General features: G+C 64.5%; 18 protein-coding genes and 1 pseudogene. 12 read left to right on the top strand and 7 right to left on the bottom strand.

Annotated features, from left to right (window positions below):
• Positions 1–39: 39 nt before the first annotated feature.
• Positions 40–1962, bottom strand: coding sequence for an FAD/NAD(P)-binding protein (locus ACUYMZ_RS18890; protein ID WP_481605264.1), 1923 nt, complete (start codon positions 1960–1962; stop codon positions 40–42).
• A gap of 290 nt (positions 1963–2252) precedes the next feature.
• Here ACUYMZ_RS18890 and ACUYMZ_RS18885 point away from each other — a divergent pair, with 290 nt between their 5' ends.
• From ACUYMZ_RS18885 to ACUYMZ_RS18855, 7 genes and pseudogenes are all read left to right on the top strand, one after another.
• Entirely contained in the window at positions 2253–3218 is a 966-nt protein-coding gene (locus ACUYMZ_RS18885; RefSeq protein ID WP_442425042.1) for an amino acid ABC transporter permease, read from the top strand.
• Positions 3215–4156 carry an amino acid ABC transporter ATP-binding protein gene (locus tag ACUYMZ_RS18880; RefSeq protein WP_442425041.1) on the top strand — a complete coding sequence of 314 codons (942 nt, stop codon included), beginning with the start codon at positions 3215–3217 and terminating at the stop codon, positions 4154–4156. Before ACUYMZ_RS18885 ends, ACUYMZ_RS18880 begins: the two co-directional genes overlap by 4 nt.
• A gap of 11 nt (positions 4157–4167) precedes the next feature.
• Positions 4168–5187, top strand: coding sequence for an ABC transporter substrate-binding protein (locus ACUYMZ_RS18875; RefSeq protein ID WP_481605261.1), 1020 nt, complete (start codon positions 4168–4170; stop codon positions 5185–5187).
• A pseudogene (locus tag ACUYMZ_RS18870) lies at positions 5184–6316 on the top strand (LLM class flavin-dependent oxidoreductase). The gene ACUYMZ_RS18875 and the pseudogene ACUYMZ_RS18870 overlap by 4 nt, the downstream one beginning before the upstream one ends.
• Positions 6300–7121: a DUF1684 domain-containing protein gene (locus ACUYMZ_RS18865; RefSeq protein WP_481605259.1), complete on the top strand. Its 822-nt coding sequence runs from the start codon at positions 6300–6302 to the stop codon at positions 7119–7121. The pseudogene ACUYMZ_RS18870 and the gene ACUYMZ_RS18865 overlap by 17 nt, the downstream one beginning before the upstream one ends.
• Positions 7118–8167 (top strand): LLM class flavin-dependent oxidoreductase, encoded by a 1050-nt coding sequence (locus ACUYMZ_RS18860; RefSeq protein WP_481605257.1) that lies wholly within the window; start codon positions 7118–7120, stop codon positions 8165–8167. Before ACUYMZ_RS18865 ends, ACUYMZ_RS18860 begins: the two co-directional genes overlap by 4 nt.
• 10 nt (positions 8168–8177) lie before the next feature.
• On the top strand, positions 8178–9521 hold the full coding sequence (locus tag ACUYMZ_RS18855; protein ID WP_426004475.1) for an NtaA/DmoA family FMN-dependent monooxygenase: 1344 nt from the start codon (positions 8178–8180) through the stop codon (positions 9519–9521).
• 143 nt (positions 9522–9664) lie between these two features.
• Here ACUYMZ_RS18855 and ACUYMZ_RS18850 read toward each other — a convergent pair whose 3' ends face one another.
• The gene (locus ACUYMZ_RS18850) at positions 9665–10867 is read right to left on the bottom strand and encodes an FG-GAP repeat domain-containing protein (RefSeq protein WP_481605255.1); all 1203 of its coding nucleotides are present in this window, start codon (positions 10865–10867) and stop codon (positions 9665–9667) included.
• A 105-nt stretch (positions 10868–10972) separates the two neighbouring features.
• Complete coding sequence (locus tag ACUYMZ_RS18845; protein WP_481605253.1) at positions 10973–11875, bottom strand: helix-turn-helix transcriptional regulator; 903 nt, start codon at positions 11873–11875, stop codon at positions 10973–10975.
• An 87-nt stretch (positions 11876–11962) separates the two neighbouring features.
• Here ACUYMZ_RS18845 and ACUYMZ_RS18840 point away from each other — a divergent pair, with 87 nt between their 5' ends.
• Both ACUYMZ_RS18840 and ACUYMZ_RS18835 read left to right on the top strand, forming a co-directional pair.
• Positions 11963–12850, top strand: coding sequence for an aldo/keto reductase (locus ACUYMZ_RS18840; RefSeq protein WP_481605251.1), 888 nt, complete (start codon positions 11963–11965; stop codon positions 12848–12850).
• Between the two features lie 100 nt (positions 12851–12950).
• Positions 12951–13880, top strand: a complete 930-nt coding sequence (locus ACUYMZ_RS18835) for a threonine/serine dehydratase (RefSeq protein WP_481605249.1) — start codon at positions 12951–12953, stop codon at positions 13878–13880.
• 52 nt (positions 13881–13932) lie between these two features.
• Here the strand turns inward: ACUYMZ_RS18835 and ACUYMZ_RS18830 are convergent, their stop codons facing one another.
• Positions 13933–15090, bottom strand: a complete 1158-nt coding sequence (locus ACUYMZ_RS18830; protein ID WP_481602287.1) for an IS30 family transposase — start codon at positions 15088–15090, stop codon at positions 13933–13935.
• Positions 15091–15278: 188 nt separating this feature from the next.
• Entirely contained in the window at positions 15279–16274 is a 996-nt protein-coding gene (locus ACUYMZ_RS18825) for an ABC transporter substrate-binding protein (protein WP_442425034.1), read from the bottom strand.
• Positions 16275–16548: 274 nt separating this feature from the next.
• Between ACUYMZ_RS18825 and ACUYMZ_RS18820 the strand changes: the two genes are divergently transcribed.
• Complete coding sequence (locus ACUYMZ_RS18820; protein WP_481605247.1) at positions 16549–17538, top strand: LLM class flavin-dependent oxidoreductase; 990 nt, start codon at positions 16549–16551, stop codon at positions 17536–17538.
• Between the two features lie 141 nt (positions 17539–17679).
• Positions 17680–20316, top strand: a complete 2637-nt coding sequence (locus ACUYMZ_RS18815) for a trehalase-like domain-containing protein (RefSeq protein WP_481605246.1) — start codon at positions 17680–17682, stop codon at positions 20314–20316.
• 77 nt (positions 20317–20393) lie between these two features.
• On the opposite strand, the gene ACUYMZ_RS18810 is transcribed toward ACUYMZ_RS18815, so the two are convergent.
• Positions 20394–21320, bottom strand: a complete 927-nt coding sequence (locus ACUYMZ_RS18810) for an AEC family transporter (protein ID WP_426004466.1) — start codon at positions 21318–21320, stop codon at positions 20394–20396.
• Positions 21321–21484: 164 nt separating this feature from the next.
• On the bottom strand, positions 21485–21916 hold the full coding sequence (gene panD / locus ACUYMZ_RS18805) for an aspartate 1-decarboxylase (RefSeq protein ID WP_426004465.1): 432 nt from the start codon (positions 21914–21916) through the stop codon (positions 21485–21487).
• A gap of 126 nt (positions 21917–22042) precedes the next feature.
• On the opposite strand from panD, the gene ACUYMZ_RS18800 reads away from it, so the two are divergent.
• The gene (locus ACUYMZ_RS18800; protein WP_481605244.1) at positions 22043–22966 is read left to right on the top strand and encodes an AEC family transporter; all 924 of its coding nucleotides are present in this window, start codon (positions 22043–22045) and stop codon (positions 22964–22966) included.
• The last annotated feature ends 46 nt before the right edge of the window (positions 22967–23012 follow it).

Raw genomic sequence — 23012 nt, 5'->3', positions numbered from 1 at the left:
GTGCGCGTTATGAGGGCTCAAAACGCGCACAAATGCGACCTAGTTGGGCTGGGGTGCTGGGACCGAAGCCGCGACGGTTTCCAGGATCCGCCGGGCCAGGGCGTCGTTTTCGCGGAACGGTGCCGCGTTGGTGTTGGGCCGGGCGAACGCTCCCGCTCCCCATCCCGACGTCCAAGGACCTACCGCAAACAACCCCTTCTGTGCTGTTCCAACAGGTGAGAGGACCTCGTGATTCCCGGAGACCAGGAGTTTTCCGGTGGAGTGGGCGCCCTCGGTGGTGAGCAGCCGCTGTTCGGTGCCCAACCCGGCGTCGTGCAGGTCCAGCAAGGCGGGATTCGCGGACCGCTCCACCGAAGCAGCAGGCAACCGCGCCTCAATGTAGGCCGAAGCGTCCACCACCACAGGTGACTGGAACGAGCCCGCCACAAAACGACCGCTCGACTCGTCGCTACGGACCCACATTCCCGGTCCCAGGAACTTCAGGAGCCCCGCGCGGTGCAGCGCGAGCATCTCGCGGAGGCGGTGCGCGGGCGGGCCGGAGTCCACGAAGCTGAAGAAGCCATGCCACCAGCCGTGGATGGCCTGCTGGGACCTGGCGTTGAGCCGCTCCTGCGGGACCAGCCGGCCCAGGTCCATGTAGACGAACAGCAGCGCCATGAACAGGGCAAGCGTCTCGGAGTGGTCGGGGCTGGTCCGGAGGTCGAGGTCGCGCTGGATGTACGCGGTGACGGATCGTTGCACGGCGTCATGGGAGTCGAACGCGCAACCACTCAACGGGTGGTCCACCGCCTCGAGGTCCAGGCGAAGGGCGCGGTCCGGCACAGCGAAGGCTGCCAGTTCTTCGCGTTCGCTGCTGTACCAATCCAGGGCGTCGAAGCGCGCCTGGAAACTTGCCCACGTCCCCAGCACCCGATCCGGGTAGCCGGTGAACAGTTCGCGGTAATAAGCGTATCCGGCGTCCTTGGCGATCAACGGCCAGAGGTGGGCACGGAAGTCGAGTTCCTGATGCTCGGCGAGCAGGGCGTCGATCGCGTCGGCAGTAAAGTACCGGGGACGGTCCACAGGGGTGCGCAGCGAGGAGGAGATCTTGGAGTGGTACGGAACCCCACGGCGTGAGCCTGCCCAGACGCGCGGCTCGGCGCCGGAGGGCACGTAGTCCAGTTCGCCGTCGGGCCTTTCCTCGAAGCGGCCGCCCCGGCCCTCGAACAGCAGCACCAACAGGTCCACGAACGCCAGGCCCATACCGGACACAATGACGTCCTGCCCGACTTTGACTCCGGAGTAGTCAACATCCGTGGTGTACGACGGCGGCGCATGGAACCCGCCGTGCCTGGCGGCAAAGGCGCTCAGCCGCGCGGACTCCGGTTCCACTTGCGAGTCGGTGTGGCCCAGGGCGTAAACCACGACGTCGGCAGCCACCTCGGTGCCCGAAGCCAACTGAACGCGGTGGGTACCGCCGTCGTGGTCGCCGGAAGCGGCTTGGACAGATGTGGCAAGGTCCCGGTGCACGGTGACGGAGACGTCCGGCCCGAGGGACGTCACGGCGCGGCGGAAGAACCACTCCAGGTACTTGCTCTGGAGCTGCCGGGAAGGGAAGGACGCAGGGCCCAGGGACCGGAGCTGTTCCAGGATGTGCGGCTCAAAGACGGGCACATCGCGGATGCTGCCATCGAGCACTCCTGCGGCCCAGGTAGCCAGTGCCGGACCATCCAGGGCCGGGCCGTCGCAGGTGACGGATGAATCGGTGAACATTGTGACGTCCGCAGCCGTGGAGTTCATGAGCAGGCCGGGACCTTGGTCGTAACGCCAGATCCTGCCCGAACCAGGTTGGTGCGGCTCTATGACGTGGATCTGCAGCGGGCCTTCGAAGAGGGCGGGACGGTTCGCCGCCAGCCTCTCCAGGACGCCGGCCGTGCGCGGACCGCCGCCGATAAAGGCAAGGGCGGGAATTCGTGACGGCATGGGGATCTCCTGTAAAGCAGCGGTTGGTATGCCCAATGTAGGGACCCGCCGGCCAGCGGGTCGAGACGCCGGTAACCGCCGTTCACCACACGTCATTCGGAGTTAAACGACGACAAGGAAGCGACGCATATGGCGTTATGTGAAATGCCTTTATGACGCTGCACGAACGATTTTGAAGCTGCGCTAAGCCCGGTGAAGAAGTGCAAATTCCCGCCTTGCTGGCCGTTCCGGGCCCCCCTAGATTTGCAGAAATCCGATAGACAACATCCCCAATTGAAATGAGGTGGCGCATGAGTGCAACAGCACCGCCTGCCACGGCGGAAACCGCACCGCCCACCCCGGACTACTCCAACTACAAACTGGTTCCGGCCAGGCACCCGTGGCGCTGGGTAGGAACGGTCATTGTTGCCGCGGGCGTCGCCGCAGTGGTGTGGTCCCTGCTGACCAACCCCCGGTGGGAATGGGATGTGGTGGCCGAATGGTTCACCGCCCAGTCGGTGGTCACAGGCCTGGTGGAGACCCTGAAGCTGACCGCGATTTCCGGCGTCCTCGGATTCGTGCTCGGGTTCATCCTTGCCCTCATGCGCCTGTCGGCCTCGCCGCTGCTGGTTTCGGTGTCCTGGACGTTCTCCTGGATCTTCCGGTCCACGCCGCTGCTGGTCCAGCTCCTCCTTTGGTACAACCTCGGTTACCTCTACGAGAAGATCAGCCTGGGCATCCCGTTCACCGATGTCCGCTTCTTCGAGGCACAGACCACCACCTTGATCAGCCAGTTCGCGGCGGCAGTGCTGGGCCTGACCCTGAACCAGGCGGCGTACTCAGCAGAGATCATCCGCGGCGGCATCCTCTCCGTGGACCAGGGCCAGCTGGAAGCCGCGGCAGCCCTGGGCATCCCGGCCTGGAAGCGCAACACCAGGATCGTCCTGCCGCAGGCCATGCGCGCCATCCTGCCCAACGCCTTCAACGAGATCATCGGACTGGTCAAAGGCACCTCGATTGTCTATGTCCTTGCCTACTCCGAGCTCTTCTACACGGTCCAGGTCATCTACAACCGCACCCAGCAGGTCCTGCCGCTGCTGCTGGTGGCGACGCTCTGGTATGTGGTGATCACCTCAGTGCTCAGCGTCTTCCAGTACTACATCGAACGCCACTTCTCCAAGGGTGCCGTGCGGAACCTGCCGCTGACGCCACTTCAGAAAGCGCGCAGGTTCTTCGCGACCCACGCACCCCTCAAGCCTGGGAAGGAATCCCGATGAGCACCGTCTTTTCCTCCTCCGAAGCCGCTGCTGCCGCGCACCTCGCAGAGACGGAACTCGCCACCGCGCCGGGCCAGGACACGGAACGTACGACGGCGGCACGGGCTGCCGCTGCTGTTCCGGCTGCCGCCGTGGTTTCCCCGGGAGCGGGTGCCGCGACCCGGGGCCAGGTGGACATCGTGAACGTCCGCAAGTCCTTCGGCGCGACCGAAGTCCTCAAGGGTGTTTCCCTGTCCGTCCCTCCCGGCGGCGTGGCCGTGATCGTGGGCCCTTCCGGCTCCGGAAAGTCCACCCTGCTGCGGACCATCAACCACCTGGAGAAGGTGGACGGCGGCTCCATCACCATTGACGGCGAGCTGGTGGGGTACCAGGTCCGGGGCAACAAGCTCCACGAACTGCGGGAGAAGGACATCCTCAAGCAGCGCACCAACATTGGCATGGTGTTCCAGAGCTTCAACCTGTTCCCGCACCTCACCGCGCTGGAGAACGTGATCGAAGCTCCCATCGTGGCCCAAAAGCGATCCAAGGCCGAGGCCCGCAAGCGAGGGCTGGAGCTGCTGGACCGGGTGGGACTCAAGGACCGCGCCGATGCCTACCCCCGGCAGCTGTCGGGTGGACAGCAGCAGCGCGTGGCCATTGCCCGGGCGCTCGCCCTAGACCCCAAGATCCTGCTCTTCGACGAGCCGACTTCCGCGTTGGACCCCGAACTCGTCAACGAAGTGCTGGACGTCATCAGGGAACTTGCCAAGTCCGGTACCACGCTGGTGATCGTGACCCACGAGATGGGCTTCGCCCGCGACGTCGCAGACACTGTGGTGTTCATGGACCAGGGGCAGATCGTCGAGTCCGGTCCGCCCCAGGACATTTTCGGCAATCCCCGTGAAGAACGCACCCGCAGCTTCTTCTCCAAAGTCATCGAACCAGCCTTCAATATCTAGGAACCTCCTCCATGCTTCGCATCTCCCGCCCCACCACTGCACACCATCCCAAGCCCCGCCAGGCCAAGGGCAGGCTCCTGGCACTCGCGGTGCTTCCCGCCGTCGTGCTTCCCGTCTTGGCCGGTTGCGCCGACCCTGGTGCCTCCGCTGCCAAACCGGAGTCCGCGGCGGCCAAGAACGGCGTGGTCTACAACACCTCCGTTGACCAGAACCGCATCAGGGCTGAGAAGGACGCCACCGCTGCAACTGCCGTTCCTGCCGCCATCGCCGAGGACGGCAAGCTGACAGTGGCCACCACGGCCGGTGCCATCCCGCTGTCCTTCCACGCCACGGACGACAAGACCCCGATCGGCGTCGAAATCGACATTGCGCAGTTGGTCGCAGACAAGCTTGGCCTGGAACTGGACCTGCAGGTGACCTCCTGGGAGAACTGGCCGCTGAAGACCCAGTCCGGTGACTTCGAGGCCGTGTTCTCCAACGTCGGCATCAACGCCGCCCGCGTGAAGCTGTTCGACTTCTCCACGTACCGCGCGGCCTACATGGGTTTTGAGGCAAAGAAGAGCTCCACGTACGACATCAAGGGTTCGGACGACATCTCCGGCCTCAAGATCTCGGTAGGTTCGGGCACCAACCAGGAAAAGATCCTGCTCGCCTGGAACAAGGAACTCGAAGACAAGGGCAAGGCCCCGGCCACGCTGCAGTACTACTCCTCCGACGCCGACACGATCCTGGCGTTGTCCTCGGGACGCACCGACCTGAACCTGGCTCCGTACCCGTCCGTGACCTACCGTGAGAACACCCGCGACGACCTCAAGGTGGTTGGCAAGGTCAACGCCGGCTGGCCGTCCGAGACCCTGGTCGCAGCCACCACGCTCAAGGGCAACGGACTGGCACCGGCCGTCACCGAAGCGCTGAACTCCACTATCAAGGACGGCTCCTACGCCAAAGTCCTGGAGCGCTGGGGTCTCTCCGAGGAAGCCGTGCCCGAATCCAAGACCGTCACCGAGGCCACCTTTGGGACGGGCAAGTGAAATTCCAGGTCCTGGACATCATCCCCCACCTGAAGAACCCGGTGACGGGGGAGATCGTCTCCACCGCTGACCGGCTCAACCAGGTGGTGGAGACCGCCCGCCGGGCTGAGGCGCTCGGCTTCGACAGCTTTTCTGTGGGGGAGCGACGGTCCTCGCCGCGATCGCGGCCGTCACCACGCGGATCCGCCTCCAGACCGGGGTCACCGTGCTCTCCGTCCTGGACCCGGTGCGCGTGGCCGAGGACTACGCGACCATCGACCAACTCAGCCGTGGCCGCCTCGAACTGGTGATCGGCAAGGGCAACGAGGTATTGCAGTACCCGCTCTTCGGCCTGTCCCTTGATGACCAGTGGGATCTCCTGGCCGAGAAGTACGCGCTGCTCCGGACCCTGTGGCGCAAGGAAAGCGTCACGTGGTCCGGCCGGTTCCGCCCCGCGCTCACCGAACCAACGACGACGACGCCCCGCCCCTTCGCCGGTTCACCCCGGATTTGGCACGGCTCGGCTACAACCCAAACCTCCGCGGCGCTCGCCGCCAAATGGGGTGATCCGCTGTTCACGGCCAACGCCATCCAGCCCCGGGAAAACTACAAGGTGCTGATTGACCACTACCGCGAGGAGTACGAACGCCACGGCCACGATCCCCGGCACCAGTACATCGGTTCGGGCAGCGGCGCCGGAGGGGTGTTCATTGCGGACACCACCCAGGAAGCCATCCGCCAGTACGGTCCCGTGTATGAGGGCTTGACCGCCGGCCGCAACGTCCCCGGCAACAACTCGCCCTTCCGGGACATCGAACACGCGGTGGCAGAGGGACCTGCCTTGGTGGGCAGTCCGGAGCAGGTCATCGACAAGATCCTCAGCTACCACTCGCTGTATGGCCACGACCTGCAGTCAATCTCGCTGCCCACCACCCTGCCGTTTGAGCAGCAGCTGGAGATCCTGGAGCGCTTCGCCCTGGAGGTTATCCCGGCCGTCCGGGCGTCCGCGCCTACCACGCTGTGGGAGTCCGGGGATCCTTTCGGCGGCCGCCCGGAATTCGCCGGGGCCACCGAACCGGATGCCGCAGCCACCGTCACCGCAGACCACGCCTTCAACAGGACGGATAACGCTAATGTCTACGCACACTGAAACAGCACTCGAAGCCTTTGAAGAGGAATGGCAGCAGTGGCACGCAGCCCACGAACGCCACCGCGCCCACCCGCACGGATTCCTTGCCGTCACCCACCTCCACTGGCTCACCGCTGAACCGACCCCGTTGGACGGTGCGCCGGGAACCTGGAGTGCGGAAGCCGACGTCGTACGTGTTGTCCTGGAACCAGGCGAAAGCCTGCTCCAGGACGGCGTGGAGCTAAGCGGCAGCGTTGAGCTGGGACCGATCGAAGAGCGCGGCGGCATCAACCTGGTCTCCGGCGACACCGTGATCGAGGTGGCAAAGCGCGGCGGCGAGTACATCATGCGTCCCCGCAACCCGGGGAATCCCTTGCTGCAGGAGTACCAGGGCACACCGGCGTACACCCCGAATGCGGCATTTGCCGTCGCCGGAACCTTTGTTCCGTTCGAGACCCCGCGTGAGACCACTGTTGGCGCCGCCGTCGAGGGCATCCAGCACGTCTACCAAGCCCCGGGCGAGATCCGTTTCAAACTGGCTGGGCAGGAGCTCGCGCTGACCGCGTTCAACGGTTACGCGCCGGGTTCCCTTTCGGTGCTGTTCACCGACCAGACCTCGGGCAGGACCACCTACGCAGCCAACCGTTCCCTGTCGGTGACACCTGCTTCCGACGGCAGCGTACAGCTCGACTTCAACCGTGCCGTCAACCTGCCGTGCGCCTACACCGACCTCGCCACGTGCCCGCTTCCGCCCGCCGAAAACCGGCTGCCTGTGGCAATCGAAGCCGGCGAAAAGATTCCCTACGAACGTCAGGACCAAAAGTGAGCAGTGAAAACAAGGCCGGATTCCTGGCCATCGAACTTGACGGTGCTGGTTGGGACGGCGGTGCCTTCCGCAGTCTTTCCGAGGCCGTCCTCGCCGCCGAATCGGCAGGCTTCCACGTGGCGACGTTTGCCGATGCGCCGGACGCCGGCCGGGCCAACGCACTCCAGCGGGCAGCTTTCGCCGGCCCGGTGACCCGGACGATCGCCCTGGTCCCGGAAGTGGATACGGTTTACACCGAGCCCTTCCACATCTCCACCCAGCTTGCCAGCCTGGACTACGTCTCAGGCGGCCGTGCCGGGTGGATCGCCACCGCAGCCGAATCGCCCGAGGCCGCTGCCGCCGTCGGACGTTCCTTCGTGACCGGAGACGCGCTGGGGCAGGAAGCCGCCGCGTCGATCGAGGTTGGCCGCCGCCTGTGGGACTCCTGGGAGGATGACGCCGTGATCCGCGACGTCGCCACCGGCCGGTACATCGACGTGGACAAGCTGCACTATGTGGACTTCGAAACTCCCGCCGACTTCGCGGGAACGGCGTACTCCGTGAAGGGGCCGTCCATCATCCCCAGGCCGCTCCAGGGACAGTTGCCGGTGCTGGCGTCTGCTTCGCTGGTGGGTGACGGCGCCGTTCCCGTTGAGGCCGTTGACGCGGTGCTGGTCACTGCGCCGACGCCCGAACTGTTGGTTGCCGAAGTGCGCGACGTTCGTGCCCGCCTGGGTGCCTCGGTCGCGGTGGTGGCGGAGCTCGACGTCGTCCTCGACTCCCGTGGCGAGGCCGCCGAGGTGCGGGCGGGATCCTCTGGTGGGCGCGCACAGTTTGTCGGCACGGCTGCCGGGCTCACTGAGCGTCTGGACGCGTTGTTGCAGGAGGCCGACGGCGTTCGGCTGCACCCGGCTGCTTTGGCGCTGGAACTGGACGAGCTGTCGCGGCTCGTGTTGCCGGAACTGCGTCGCCGAGGTTCGCTTCGGCCGCCGGTCCACGACGGAACGTTCCGTGACCTGCTCGGCCTGGAACGGGCCGAAAACCGCTATGCGAGCTCCGGTAAGTAAGGAAAGAACCATGACACGCGATATTTTCCAGCCGAGCGGACAGATCCAGTTCGGTATCTTCTTCCAAGGCGTCAACTCCGGCACCATCTGGAAGGCAGCCGAGTCCGGCTCGCAGACCGACTTCGAGTCCTTCCGCCGCATTGTCCAGACGGCAGAGCGCGGTAAGTTCGCTGCGTTCTTCCTGGGTGAAGGCCTGCGGCTGCGTGAGCACCTCGGACGCCCGCACGCCCTGGACGTGGTTGGCCGTCCGGACGCCCAGACCATGCTCGCCGCCCTGGCGTCGGTGACGAAGAACATCGGCCTCGTGGCAACGCAGAACACCACCTACAACGACCCCGCGGACCTGGCCCACCGATTGTCCTCGCTGGACCTGATCTCCGGTGGCCGTGCGGCGTGGAACATCGTGACCACGGACAACGCGTGGACTGGCGCCAACTTCCGCCGCGGCGGCTACCTCGACCACGCTGACCGGTACAAGCACGCTGAGGCTTTCGTCGAGACTGCCAAACGCATCTGGGACTCCTGGGAAACTGCGTCCGGACCCGCCCGCCGCGTGCTGCACGAGGGCCAGCATTACACGGTGGACGTGACGCCCCGACTCCCGCGCAGCGCACAGTACCGTCCCGTGCTGTTCCAGGCCGGTGACTCACCTGACGGCCGTGACTTTGCCGCCCGCCAGGCAGACGTGATCTTCTCCGCCCACCCCAAGTTCGACGACGCCGTGGAATTCCGCCGCGACATCGTTGCCCGTTCGGTTGCTGCCGGGCGCGGGGCCAACGCGGTGCAGATCATGCCGGCCAGCGAGTTCATCCTTGCCGCCACCGAGCAGGAAGCCCAGGAGAAGAAGGCCTGGGTCCGCAGCCTGCAGATCGGTCCGCAGCAGGCCATCGCCTACCTGGAACAGTTCTGGGGACGCGAGCTCTCGTCCTATGACCCGGATGGTCCCCTGCCGGAGATCGACCCGGTGGTCGAAGAGACCTCCGAAACACGCGGCAGCGGATTCCACGGCGCCAAGGCCCGCCAGTTGGCGGACCAGTGGCGCGCAGAAGCCAAGGACAAGGGACTGTCCATCCGCCAGTTCGTCACGTCCAAGACAGCGCGCATCGATGCGACCTTTACCGGCTCCTACAACGCCGTGGCAGACCACCTGGCCGAGTACGCCCGCGTAGGCGCAGTGGATGGCTTCAACATCTCGCCGTGGCTCATCCCCACCGGCCTGGACGACATCGTGAACCACCTGGTTCCCGAGCTCCAGGAACGCGGCGTGTACCCCACGGAGTACCGCGGCACCACGCTGCGGGAGAACCTGGGACTGGAGACCCCGGTGCGTTCAAGCGAGTCCGTGGGCGTCTGATGGGGAAGCTGCTCGATCTTGCTGGATCACTCTTCCGTCTGGTTGGAGTGGTCCAGCAGGATCCTGAACCTGCCCATGAACCGCGGGGGACCATTGCCCTCCAGTTCGCTGTATGGGAGCAGCAGCTCTAGCCGTTTGGGGCACTAGAGCAGCTCGCGGAACACGTTCCACCCTGCGCCCACGGGCCCATAGGGACCCCACAACACTGCCGTGGAGGCGCCGGTTGAGTAGGTCACAAGGTTTCCGTTCCCGTTGACGGCGAACAGGTTGTTGTACTTCTGGTGGCCGAAGCTGCCAAGGCCCGCGATCTCCGTGAAGGTGCCCCAGCCTCCGCTGATGACTGCAGAGGAGTCCCAGCCGCCTTTGCCATCGGCCCGGTAGATCGAGATATTGCCGTTGCCGTCCCGGCCGAAGACCTCCACGAGACCATCACCGTTCATGTCGCCGCCGGTGATGATTTTATTCATCACCTGCCAACCCTGGCCCACCTTGGTCCGTGGAAGCCACCCGCCGTCTCCGTCGCCCGGATACAGGTACAGATCGCCGGCGGCATCACGGGCCAGGACATCGTTGGTGCCGTCCCCGTTGAAATCGCCGGGGCCGACGATCGCGTCGAAGATGTTCCAACCCTGGCCGGCTTTGCGCCGGTCCAGCCAGTTGCCCTCGCCGTCGCCGGGGTACAGGTACAGATCTCCCGCGGCGTCGGTGGCCAGCAGGTCGTTGTAACCGTCACCGTCGAAGTCCCCGGGCGAGAAAACGATGCCCATCGCATCCCATCCCTGGCCGACTCGCCGGGGTTCGTCCCACTCACCGTCATACCTCGGGCACGGGCCCTCGCAACTGCCTGGCACGTACGTGTAGGTACGCGGGTAGAGAATCAGCCTGCCGTCCTGCGTGCGGCCCAAGGCTTCAAAGTTGCCACGGTTGGTCCAGCCCATGGCCCGGGAGGAAGCCTTCACCGGCGCCGTGTCGGGGCTGACCCGGGTAGCGTCCGGGCAGTTGGGTTCTTCCGGTGTGGAGGGGTGGACCCTGAGTGCCAACCGGTGGCCAACATCTGCGGGGAGCACCTTCAGCACCTCACCCTGGCGTTCCGGCGGCAACGGCACGCCGTCGCGCACCCATTCGGCTGTGTAACCATTGGGGGTGGTCCCGTCCGGATTCAAGCACCCGGCATAGTCGTAGTCGTACTGCTTACGGAGTTCGGCACCTACATAGGGGACACCATCTATGGTGGCTGTTGGTCCCACGGACGGGGCAGCTGAAGCCGGCGCCACGCTGATCAAAGAAGCTCCCGCCACCGCCGTTGCTGCTGCGAAGAGTGCCGTGCACGTGCGAAATATCCCCATTGTTCCCCCCGGAAGCCAGCATCGATAGTGCGTGGGTCTTTGCTGAGCGTACCCCAGCAGCCGGGGTATGGGCAGTAGCTCCCGGGATCCTCCGGGGTCAGTCCATCAGCCCTTCCCCTGAACCGGCTTGTCCCGGACCGGGTTGTTATGAACCGGGGCCTCTTTGTGCGTGGCCACCCAACTTGCCAGTACCTTGAGCGCATCCTCCGAGGGCGTGGCCGGGTCAGCCGTGTACACGTTGATCCGCAATCCCGGATCTGCCGGGAGCTCAAGCGCTTCGAAGCTCAGGTCCAGGTCACCGACAATCGGGTGATGGAGCCGCTTGCGTCCCGTCCGGTGGTACTTCACATCGTGCCGCGCCCATCGGGTCCTGAACTCTTCGCTCCTGGTGGAGAGTTCACCGATCAGGTCCGTCAGGTCCTTGTCGTAGGGGTTTTTCCCGGCGGTGGAACGCAGTACGGCCACGATGTCGTCCGCGCTGCGTTCCCAATCGGCAAAGAACTCCCGCGCTTTGGGGTTCAGGAAGGTAAACCGGGCGCTGTTTGGCGGAGCTGTTTCCTCGGCCATCAAGTCCATATACAGCGCTGCGCCGAGCTCATTGGAAGCCAGGACATCGCCGCGGTCATTACGGACCCAGGCCGGCGCCGTCGTGATCGCATCAATGACGCGTTGGACGCTGGGGCGGACTGTCCGCGGGCTCCTTTTGCGGCGTATCCGCGGTGCTGCGGAAGCAGCCCGGGCCAGATCGAAAAGGTGGGCCGTCTCGGCGTCGTCAAGCTGTAAAGCGCGGCCGAGCGCCTCCAGGACGCTGTCCGAAGCGCCCGAGAGGTTTCCGCGCTCGAGCCGGATGTAGTAGTCGATGCTCATGCCTGCGAGCATTGCCACTTCCTCGCGGCGAAGTCCGGCCACACGCCGGTTCCCACCGTAGGCAGGCAGCCCCGCGGCCTCCGGCGTGATGCGCGCACGCCGCGAGGTCAGGAACTTCCGCACGTCGTCACTGTGAGTCATGACTGCAACGCTACGCTGCGCCTCATGATGGAGGGAGGGAATGGCGTGCACTCCCTGCCGCCGGTTGGCCGCCATAGCGTTGGATGCATGACCAACGAAATAATCCTCAACAACGGAATCACCATGCCTGCCCTCGGCTTGGGCGTCTTCCAAAGCGCTCCGGAAGAAACGACGGCGGCCGTCGAGGCAGCGCTCGCGGCCGGTTACCGGCACATCGACACAGCGGCGGCCTACGGCAACGAACGGGAAGTGGGCGAAGGCATCCGGGCGTCGGGTCTGGGCCGCGCGGAGGTCTTCATCGAAACCAAGGTCTGGGTCAGTGACTACGGCTACAACGAGACACTGCACGCCTGGGACAAAGCCGTGGGCAAGCTCGGTGTGGAGTACCTGGACCTGTTCATCCTGCACCAACCTGCCCCGGACCGTTTCGAGAAAACGATCTCGGCCTACAAAGCGCTGGAGCGGCTGCTGTCCGAGGGGCGGGTCCGTGCGATTGGTGTCAGCAACTTCATGCCACATCATCTGAAGGAGTTGCTCGCCTCCACAGAGATCGTTCCCGCAGTGAACCAGATCGAACTGCACCCCTACTTCACCCAGCCGGAAGTCCAGGCGGCGGACACTGAGCACGGCATTCTCACCCAGGCCTGGTCGCCGATCGGCGGCATCACCTTCTACCCGGGCTGGGGAGAAGAACGCCGGAACGTGATGGAGGATCCCGTGGTCGCGGCGATCGCCCGGGAGCACGGCAAGACGCCGGCGCAGGTCATGATCCGCTGGCACCTGCAGCAAGGCCGCTCGGCCATTCCGAAATCCACCAATCCTGGGCGCATTGCAGGAAACTTTGATGTTTTCGACTTCCAACTCGCCGCGGGGGAACTCGCTGCCATCGACGCCCTCGACCGCGGCGTACGGAACGGTCCCGACCCGGACGTAGCCCGGCCGGAGCGCTTTGCGATGGTGATTCCCGAAGCCTGATCCTGCCTATGACCTGGTCCCTCCGCCCTGGTGATGCGTGCCTCCGGACCTCATGAAGCGATGCTGACCGTAGGATGAAACGGACGAAAGGGGCCCGCTCATGGTCACGCGCGAAGAGGTGGAAGCCGCATACTCGAGGACGTCGGGGTGGGTGCGCCATACGCCGGTTGCAGAAAGCGGCAACCAGGAGCCCTACCACCTGTGGTTCAAGCTCGAGTACATGCAGCACACAGGGTCGTTCAAGGCCCGGGGTGCTTTCAACCGGCTCCTCACGGCACGTGAAAACGGGCAGCTGAATCCGGAGATCGGGGTGGTGGTTGCTTCCGGCGGCAACGCAGGCCTGGCCAACGCATACGCCGCAGCCAAACTGGGTGTTCCGGCCACCGTCTTTGTTCCCACATCCGCTCCGGCCAACAAGGTGCACAAGCTATACGCAATCGGAGCCCGGGTAGTCCAAGGTGGCGCCGAGTACGCCGAGGCCTATGCTGCGGCCGTCGCTTTCGCCGAGGAGAAGGGCGCCATCTACTGCCACGCCTATGACCAGCCGGAGATCGTGGCGGGCGCCGGCGGCGTGGGGCTTGAGCTTTTGGATGAACTGCCCGACGTCGACACGGTCCTCGTTGCTGTTGGCGGCGGCGGGTTAATGGGCGGCATTGCGGCAGCTGTCGAAGGCAGGGCGACAGTGGTGGGCGTCGAACCGGAGACAGTACCGACGCTGCATACTGCCCTTGCACAGGGAGAACCCGTGGACGTTCCGGTGTCGGGTATTGCCGCCGATTCGCTGGGAGCCCGGAGGATCGGCGAGATCGGTTTCGGCGTGGCCAAAAGAACCGGCGTTCACAGCTTGCTGGTCAGCGACGAAGCCATTGTCCAAGCCCGCCGCAAGCTGTGGGAAGACCACCGGATCGTGGTGGAACACGGCGCGGCAACTGCGTATGCCGCGCTGCTTACGGGCCACTACGCTCCGCACCAAGGTAAGACGGTCGCCGTCGTACTTTGTGGCGCGAACACAGACCCCGCCCACCTCTAAGCACCCAACTGGGTCGCAGTTAAGCGCGTTTTGAGCGGGCGGTTTCTAGCGGTTATCGCAACAGGAAGGTTCTGATCATCTCATTTGGGGTGCAGAAGTCGAATCGTTGGCGGGGTCTGTCGTTGAGTTCGTGGGCGACGTAGTCGAGGTCGGTTTGGCTGTAGATGCTTAGGTCTGCACCTTTGGGGAAGTACTGGCGCAGGAGCCCGTTGGTGTTCTCGTTCGAGCCGCGTTGCCAAGGTGAGTGGGGATCGCAGAAGTAGATGTCGATGTCGGCTGCGATCTTCACTTCCTTGTGCCTGTGCATTTCAGTGCCTTGGTCCCAGGTCAGTGAGAGCCTCAGTTCGTCGGGAAGGGCGCCCATTTTGCGGATCAGCCCATCCCGGACGGCCTCGGCACGGTTCTGATCTGTGGGGATATGGACGAGCATCACGAACCCGGTGGTGCGCTCCACAACGGTGCCGATGGCGGTTTTTCCGTCCTTGCCGACGATCAGGTCCCCTTCCCAATGCCCTGGCACGGCACGGTCTTCGACTTCGGCGGGGCGGTCGGCGATCATGACCATGCCTGGGATTCTGCCGCGGCGTTCGTCGGGGCGGCGTTGGGGTTTGCGCAGGGTCCGGCCGGTGCGCAGGTTCTTGACCAGTTCCCGCTTCAGTCCGCCCCGGGACTCGAGATAGAGGGACTGGTAGATGGTCTCGTGTGACACCCACATCTCCGGGTTGTTCGGGTGGTCCTTGCGGAGTCTGCCGGCGATCTGGACCGGTGAGTCTTTCTTTTCGAGTCGCTTTTCGACTTCCAGGCGCAAGGGTTTGTTGCTGTTGAGCTTAGCGGTCTTGGGCCTGGCTGCCCGGGTGTGGGCGCGGGCATGGGCAGTAGTGGCCCGGTAGTAGTAGACCTCATCAGCGTTACGACGTAGTTCCCGAGATATCGTCGAGGGCGACCGGCCCAACCGCTTGGCGATCTCACGGATGGATTCCTTGCCCCTGAGCAAAGCGATCTGCTCGCGTTCATCAAAGGACAGCGAACGCCCGGTAAGGGTCCGACCCCTGCGGGGCCGGACCCCTCCCGAGGACCTCAGTTCACGCCGAACGGTCGTGATGGACCAGCCAACGGACTCTCCCGCTTCCTCAAAACGGGAGCCTTCCGCTACCTGCTGCCAGAACGACTGAACAACCTCAGCAACCAAACGACTTGAGAACTTCACCATGGCAATCGACACCCTTCAATAATCAGGCGTTGCGATCACCGCATGATTCGAAGCCCCCAAAACGCGCTTAACTGCGACCCACTTGGGTAGGGGGACGCGACACGGTGGGCCGGGCACAAAGAATCCCCGCCGGGTGGTGTCCGGCGGGGATTCCACGTCGGCAGGTCTGCCCTGCCCGGTTACGGCGCCTACTTCTTGGGCAGGCCTGCCGGGTTCAATTCGGACGTGGGAATGGCCTCGGAGGAGAGGCCCCAGCGGTCCAGGATCTGGGCGTAGCTGCCATCCTTGATGAGCTTGTTCAGTGCCGTCTGGGCTGCCACTGCCAGGCCGTTGCCCTTCTTGGTGGTGAAGGCGATTTCGGCCTTCAGCGGCCAGCCGCCCTCCAAGGTGCCCACCTGCTTGGTTTTTCCGTCCTTCGCGGCCTTGTAGGCAGCAGAAGCGTTCGGGCCGAAGGTGAGGTCCGCGCGACCGGACTGGAGTGCCAGGCTGGAGGCGGAATCGTCGTCGTAGTACTGGAACTCAACCGGCTTCAGGCCGTTCTTCTTGTTTTCCTCATCCCAGCGGACCAGGATTGCTTCCTGGTTGGTGCCGGAACCGACGATGATGCGCTTCCCCGCTACGTCCTTGGCTTCCTTGATCTCGCCGATGTCAGAGTCGCTCTTGGCGTAGAAGCCCAGGAGGTCGTTGCGGTAGGTGGCAAAGTCGAACTTTTCCTTGCGGGCCTCCGTCACGGTGACGTTGGACAGGACGGCCTCGTACTTGGCTGACTCGATCCCCAACGGCCAGTCGGCCCATGCGACGGGCAGGACCTCCACCTGAAGGCCGAGGGTCTCGCCGACGGCGTAGGCGATGTCCACTTCGCTGCCGATCAAGGTCTTGTTGTCCGTTGCGAAGAGGCTCAACGGGGCGGCACCGCCCGTGGTGACAACCGTCAACTTGCCGTCGGCCTTGATGGCTTCCGGGACCTGGGCAGCCGCTGCGGAATCAACACTGACCTTAACCCGGTTCTGCTCCGGAGTGAGGTTGAATTCCTTGGTGGTCGAGCTCGAAGCGGCGTTCGCGCTTGCCGATCCCTGCGGGGCGGTTGCCGCCGTTGCGCCCGGGTCGGAGCAGGCCGCGAGGCCTAAGAGAGCGGTTGCGGCCAGCGCCGCAGTGACGCCGGTTTTGGCTGCAAAACGTGCCATGGTTTCCCCTTTTGGTTTGCCTTCTTGAAAGTCCGATGCGTACTTGTGGCTGCAACTATCCGGCAGGGCCGCGAAGCCGGTCAAAGCGTCCTGACACGCTGGGATACAGGGGTTCACAACGGTTCATCGGACGTCGAAATGGGTCATAAACCTCCTCCGTTGGCGGAGCGCGACGCAACTCACAGAAATAAGCCGGGGGTCGCCGTCGTTGTCGCTTAAGCGCCGCTGAACAACCCGGGCAGGCGCAAAACCTCACCGAAAGGCCGGCATCCACGTGACTGTTCCTCTTTCCATCCTCGACCTGGCAACCATCGGAAAAGGCCAGACAGTGGCGGAAAGCCTCGCAGGCAGTGTGGCCATGGCCCGGAAAGCGGAGGAGCTGGGCTACCGGCGGGTCTGGTACGCCGAGCACCACAACATGTCCGCGATCGCTTCTTCCGCTACCAGCGTCCTGATCGCCCACGTCGCCGCGCATACCAACAGCATCCGGCTCGGTGCGGGAGGCATCATGCTGCCGAACCACTCGCCACTGACCATCGCTGAGCAGTTCGGCACGCTGGAAACCCTGCATCCGGGCCGCATCGACCTGGGTCTGGGACGCGCTCCCGGCAGTGACCAGAACACCATGCGGGCACTGCGCCGCGACCACACCTCCTCGGACAGCTTCCCGCAGGACGTCCTCGAACTCCAGGGCTACCTCACCGGTCCCACGCGCATCCAGGGCGTGGAGGCGACGCCGGGCAAGGGCACCAACGTGCCGCTCTACATCCTGGGTTCCTCCCTTTTCGGCGCACAGCTCGCTGCCCAGTTGGGGCTTCCGTACGCCTTCGCCTCACACTTCGCGCCCGCTGCCCTGCGTGACGCTGTGGCCATCTACCGGCGCGACTTCAAGCCATCCGAGCAGTTGTCGGAACCGTACGTTATTGCCGGCGTGAACGTCACCGCCGCAGACAGCAACACTGAGGCGCAGGCCATCCACCTGGCCGTGAAGCGTGCCCGGGTGTCCCTGTTCTTCGGGGGTGGCCGGGAGTTCACGGACGACGAAGCGGATATGGTGCTGGATTCCCCGCAGGGCCAGCACATCGCCCAGATGATGAAGTTCTCGGCCGTCGGGACGCCGGACGTGGTGCAGGACTACCTGGAGGAATTCGCCCGGCACGCCGACGCCGACGAACTCATTGTTGCGCACCAGAGCACGGGGACCGAGGAACGGTTGCGGTCCGTTGAGCTGGTGGCGGAGGTTGCGGGGCTGGTTCCGGCGTAGGGGCGGGGCCCCCGGCGGGGCGGGGGCCGCCGGCCGCGGCCACGGCGGGGCGAGAAAGATTTAACGCCCCTGCAATTACGAGGTATACGAGCGAAACATTTCGGGCGGAAACTATATCTATCCGCTTCGGAAGGATCCGCCATGCCTACTCCGTTGAACCAGTCAGTCGCCGATTCCGCGCTGCTGATGAACTCGCTGCCGCTTGGCCTGCTGCGGACCTTCGTGCGTCCGCATGAGGACCACGGCATTACCCCGGAACTGATGGCCGACCTGAGAATCCTGTCCAGGGTTCCCGGCCTGTTGGTTGCCTGCAACTACGGAGGCACGCTGTGCGCGGCGGAAGGTGTTTCCACGGAGACGCTTCCGCTGGACAGTGCCGCAGTGGCCCTCCGGGCGCTCGCAGCGTTGCCCAACACGCATGCCGCCATCATTTCGGGGCGCTCGCTCCGTGACCTTGCGGCGGTGTCGCGGCTTCCGGCCGAGGTGCACCTGGTGGGCTCGCACGGTGTCGAGTTCGACATGGGTTACGCCTACAACCTCTCCCTTGCGACCGAGACGCTGCTCCAGCAGGTGGCCACTGCCCTCACGGAAGCGGTGGCGTACGAGAAGGGCGTCAGCATCGTCCGCAAGCCGGTTGGGGTTGCTGTACACACGCGTCCGGCGACACCCGAAGTCGTGGAGCGTGTCATCTTCAAGTCCCGGCAGATCGCCGTCGAGTACGGGCTGTACTTCATCATCGATGGCACCGTCCTGGACCTCACAGTGGAGGAGCCGGCCAAGGGTCAGGCCCTTGATGCGCTGCGCCAGCGGCTTGGTGTCAGCGCCGCCCTCTTTGCAGGCGATGCCGAAAGCGATGAAAAAGCTCTCGCCACTCTGCGCGGCCCCGACCTTGGCCTGCATGTTGGTTCGGGAATGACGACGGCGGGACACACCATCCCGGACCCGGAAGCGTTCGCGAGGGTGCTGGCTTTGCTGTTCGAACTCCGGCGGTCGTGGCTCTTCGGTGAAGATGCCGTAGGTCTGGAGCGGCACTCGATGATTGCCAACGGAACGTCGACGGCGCTGCTCACCCCGGACGCGAAGGTCTGCTGGATGAGTCATCCACTGCCTGATTCGGGATCGTTGTTCGCCCACATCCTGGGTGGCGACCCGGCGGGGCATTTCAGCATCGAACCCGTCAAGCCTTCGCCGGTGCTTGCCCAGCGCTATCTGGACAACACCATGGTTGTGGAAACCCGCTGGGCCGATGTCACGGTGACCGACTATCTTGAACCGGCGCCCGAGGGCATCACCAGCCTGGTCCGTGTGCTCTCGGGAACAGGCACGGCACGAGTGACATTCGCGCCGCGGCCGGACTACGCCACCGCTCCCTTCAACATGGAGATCCGGGATCACGAGGTCCACGTGGTGGGAACATCCGATCCGATCATCCTCGTCGCACCGGGTGTGGACTTCACCATCACCAACGACAGCCGCCACGCCACGGCCACCGCTGAGGTCCCGCTCCAGTCCGGTCCGGTCGTGCTCAACCTGCGCTGCGGGGATACTGAGTCCTTGCCCACGGACCTGGACGGGGAGCCTGGGCGGCGTGCCGCCGTCGTGCAGTCCTCCCGGGAGTGGGTCACCTCGCTGCAGCTGCCCACCATCAAGACCTCTTTGGTGCGGCGTTCGGCGCTGGTGCTGAAGTCCCTCGTCCATGAGCCGACCGGCGCCGTCCTCGCCGCGCCCACCACATCCTTGCCGGAGGGGATTGGCGGCACGCGCAATTGGGATTACCGGTATTGCTGGCTGCGGGACGGTGCCATGACCGTGAACGCGCTGGTATCCCTGGGATCAACCGCTGAAGCCGACGGTTTCCTGCGTTGGCTGGGAGGCATCCTGGAGAACGCTCCGGGTCCGGAGTGGCTGCACCCGCTGTACTCCGTGACGGGTGCGCCGTTGTCCACCGAGGCCATTGTGGAGAGCCTCCCTGGCTATGCGGGGTCGCGCCCGGTCCGCATCGGCAATGCTGCGGATCACCAGGTGCAGCTGGACGTGTTCGGTCCCATCGCCGAACTTATCCACGACCTCGGTGAACGCCGTGGCTACCTTCCGGATGGGCATTGGTATCTGATGGAGCAGATGGCCCACGCAGTGATCGCGCGCTGGCACGAGCCGGACCATGGGATCTGGGAAGCCCGCCGGCCGCCGCGGCACCACGTGTACAGCAAGGTGATGTGCTGGGTGACCCTGGACAGGGCGCTGCGTGCGGCAGTCCTGCACGGGCGGGCCACTCATGCCGACTGGTCCTCCACAGCCGAAACCATTCGTGCCGAGGTCCTGCGGGAGGGCTGGGATTCTTCCGCTGCGTCGTACACCGTGGCCTACGACAGCCCCGACCTTGATGCCGCGGTGCTGCACATTGGCTTGTCCGGGCTTCTGGAGGTGAAGGACCAGCGCTTCCTGGATACCGTGGCTGCCGTGGAGCGTGAGTTGCGCGTCGGGCCCACGGTGTTCCGTTACAGGTACGACGACGGCCTGCCGGGCCTGGAGGGTGGCTTCCACATCTGCACCACGTGGCTGATCGAAGCGTATTTGGCGGTGGGGCGGCTGGACGATGCCTTGGAGTTGTTCAACCAACTCGTGGCGTTGTTCGGGCCGACGGGTTTGCTTCCTGAGGAATACGATCCGGGCACGGAAACGCACCTCGGCAACCATCCGCAGGCGTACTCGCACCTGGGCTTCATTCGCTGCGCGCAACTGCTGGACCGCTATCTGGCGAGTGCCGACGTCGAATAACCCAAGTGGGTCGCATTTGTGCGCGTTTTGAGCCGTCAAAACGCGCACAAGTGCGACCCAGTTGGGTGAGGGGGCGGTTAGGTGAGCAGCAGAGCTACGGCGATCATCGCGGGGACGGCAACGATGGTCGTTATGAGCACCGTGTCCTTGGCCACCGTGATGCCCGCCTGATACCGGTTGGCCGCGACGAACACGTTCTGGGCGGTGGGCAGCGCGGAGGTCACCACCACCGCGAACAAGGCATGGCCGTCCATGTTCAACGCGAAGCGGGCAAACAGGTAGGCGATCAAGGGGTGCACGATCAGCTTGAAGCCGCTCGCCAGGAGGGTGTCCAGCCGTCTGCCTTCAGACTTCTGCAGGGGCCGTGAACCATTGAGGCTCATACCAAACGCCATCAGCATGGCCGGAATCGCTGCGCCACCGATGAGGTGGATCGGTTCCAGGATCAGGGTCGGCACCTGGAACCCCGTGCCGGCCACGATCAGACCCAAAGCCGAGCCCACAATCATCGGGTTCTTCACGATCATCAGCAGGAAGCGCAGGGGAGTGGTCCGGTGCGTGCTGGTGCTCGCATCCAGGGCCATCAGGTAGAGCGGGGTAAAGAAGGCCAGCTGGAAAATGAGCAGCGGGGCAACGTAACTCGCATCTCCCAGGACAAACACCGCAATGGGGATGCCGAGATTCGCGGAGTTGGCCAGCGACGAACTCATGGAGGACATGAGCGACTCCGGCAGGCTCCGCTTCAGCCAGAACTTTGCGATGAGGAAGAACAATAGCCCGGTGATGGTCGCCCCGACGGCCGTGACCAGCAGGGGCGCCGCAAACACATCGTGCAGCTTGGCCTTGCTCAGCGTCTCGAACAGCAGGGCAGGGCTGGCGACGAAAAACGTCAACGAGCTGAGGACCGACCTCGCGTTCTCACCGAGGATGTTGCGGCGGCCAACGAACATGCCCACCAGGATGATGGCCCACACCACGAAGAACCCGGACAGGACACCGATCATGGCGGCGTGCTGGCAGGGAAGCGGTGGGTCACCGTCCCAGCCTAATCAGATTTATTGGGTCAGTAAGCGTTTTCGGGTACAGGGTCCGTTATCCGGACACCGCGTTAAAGCACGACGGCGGCACCCGCGTGAGTGCCGCCGTCGTCATTAAGCGTGTGGCTGGGTCAGCTGAGGTGCGCTGCGTTGCTCAAGGCGTGCGGCGGCCGCATCAGGCCCGGAGTGTGCGCCTCGGCAGGATCGTTGCCGAGTTGCAGGATCTGGTTGTCCGCACCTACATGGACCACTCTGGGCTCGTAGGACTTGGCCTCTTCCGTGGTCATCTGCGCGTACGTGATCAGGATGACGAGGTCGCCCACATGGACCTGGTGCGCAGCGGCGCCGTTGATGCCGATCACGCCCGAACCGCGCTCGCCGGCGATGGTGTAGGTCTCCAGGCGGGCCCCGTTGGTGATGTCCACAATGGAGACGAGTTCGCCGGGGAGGATGTCGGCAGCGTCCAGAAGGTCCAGGTCAACGGTGACCGAACCGACGTAGTGGAGGTCGGCATGAGTCACCGTAGCGCGGTGAATCTTGGACTTGAACATTGTGCGGATCATAATGCGATCAGTTTAGCGTGGGACCCTTCACGGGCGCTGTGACGTAGCAGACGTTCGGGCCCTGGGCGGCGTGAAAGCGGTTACCATCGCTGGGGGCCACCATCGCCGAATCAAAGGACAAGAAGCTTGGACGGAGTACTGAAAGGCTTCTTTGTGGTGGGCGTGGTCCTGTTGGTTGGTTACGTCCTGGGCAAGACCAACGCCTTGGGGCCGCAGGGCAGCAAGGTGCTCTCCACGCTGACTTTCATGGTGGGCCTGCCAAGCCTGATGTTCTCCACTATTGCGTCCAGGCACATCAGCGACGTCCTGAGTCCCACTGGTTTGATTTCGGTGGTCAGTGCCTCGGCGGTCATGGTGGTGTTTGCCCTGGCTGGCGCAATCTTCCGCTGGGGTGTCCGGCGAACCACCATCGGTGCGTTGGCCACGGGCATTGTGAACTCGACCAATCTTGGCGTCCCGCTGTCCCAATACATCCTGGGCAGCACCACCTACGTGGTGCCCATCATGTTGTTCCAGCTGGCTTTGGTGACCCCGATTGCCCTAACGATCCTGGACCTGACGAACCCGACTGCCACCAAAGTTTCCGTGTGGCGGATCCTCGCCACGCCTTTCAGGAACCCCGTGACCGTGGCGGCGATCCTCGGTGTCATTGTGAGCGCTTTGGGCATCGAGTTACCGTCGTGGACGCTCGATCCCCTCAGGCTTGTGGCCCAGCTCGCGGTGCCGCTCATGCTGATCATTTTTGGCATGTCGTTGCATGGATTGTCAGCCGGGCAGGGGATGGGGGACCGTGCTCCCACGGCGCTGGCCATCGCCTTGAAATCCGTGATCCAGCCGGCAATGGCGTGGGTGCTGGCGGTCTTTGTTTTCCGCCTCGATTCGTTCAGCACCTTTGTTGTCACGGCCTGCGCAATCCTCCCCACCGGGCAGAACGTTGTGCTCTATGCACTCAGGTATGGGGTGGGCCAGAAGATCGCACAATCAACCGCCGTGACCACGTCAATCCTTGCAGTGCCGCTGCTGCTGGGGGCGGCGTGGGTGATGGGGTAGGGCCGGCCGCGCCGGGGCGGAATCGCGAAGTCGCGGCAAACACGCC

This window comes from Arthrobacter sp. T572 (assembly GCF_056780115.1).
Note: the sequence above shows the minus strand (reverse complement) of the source record. Positions and strands in the feature narration are given on the sequence as shown.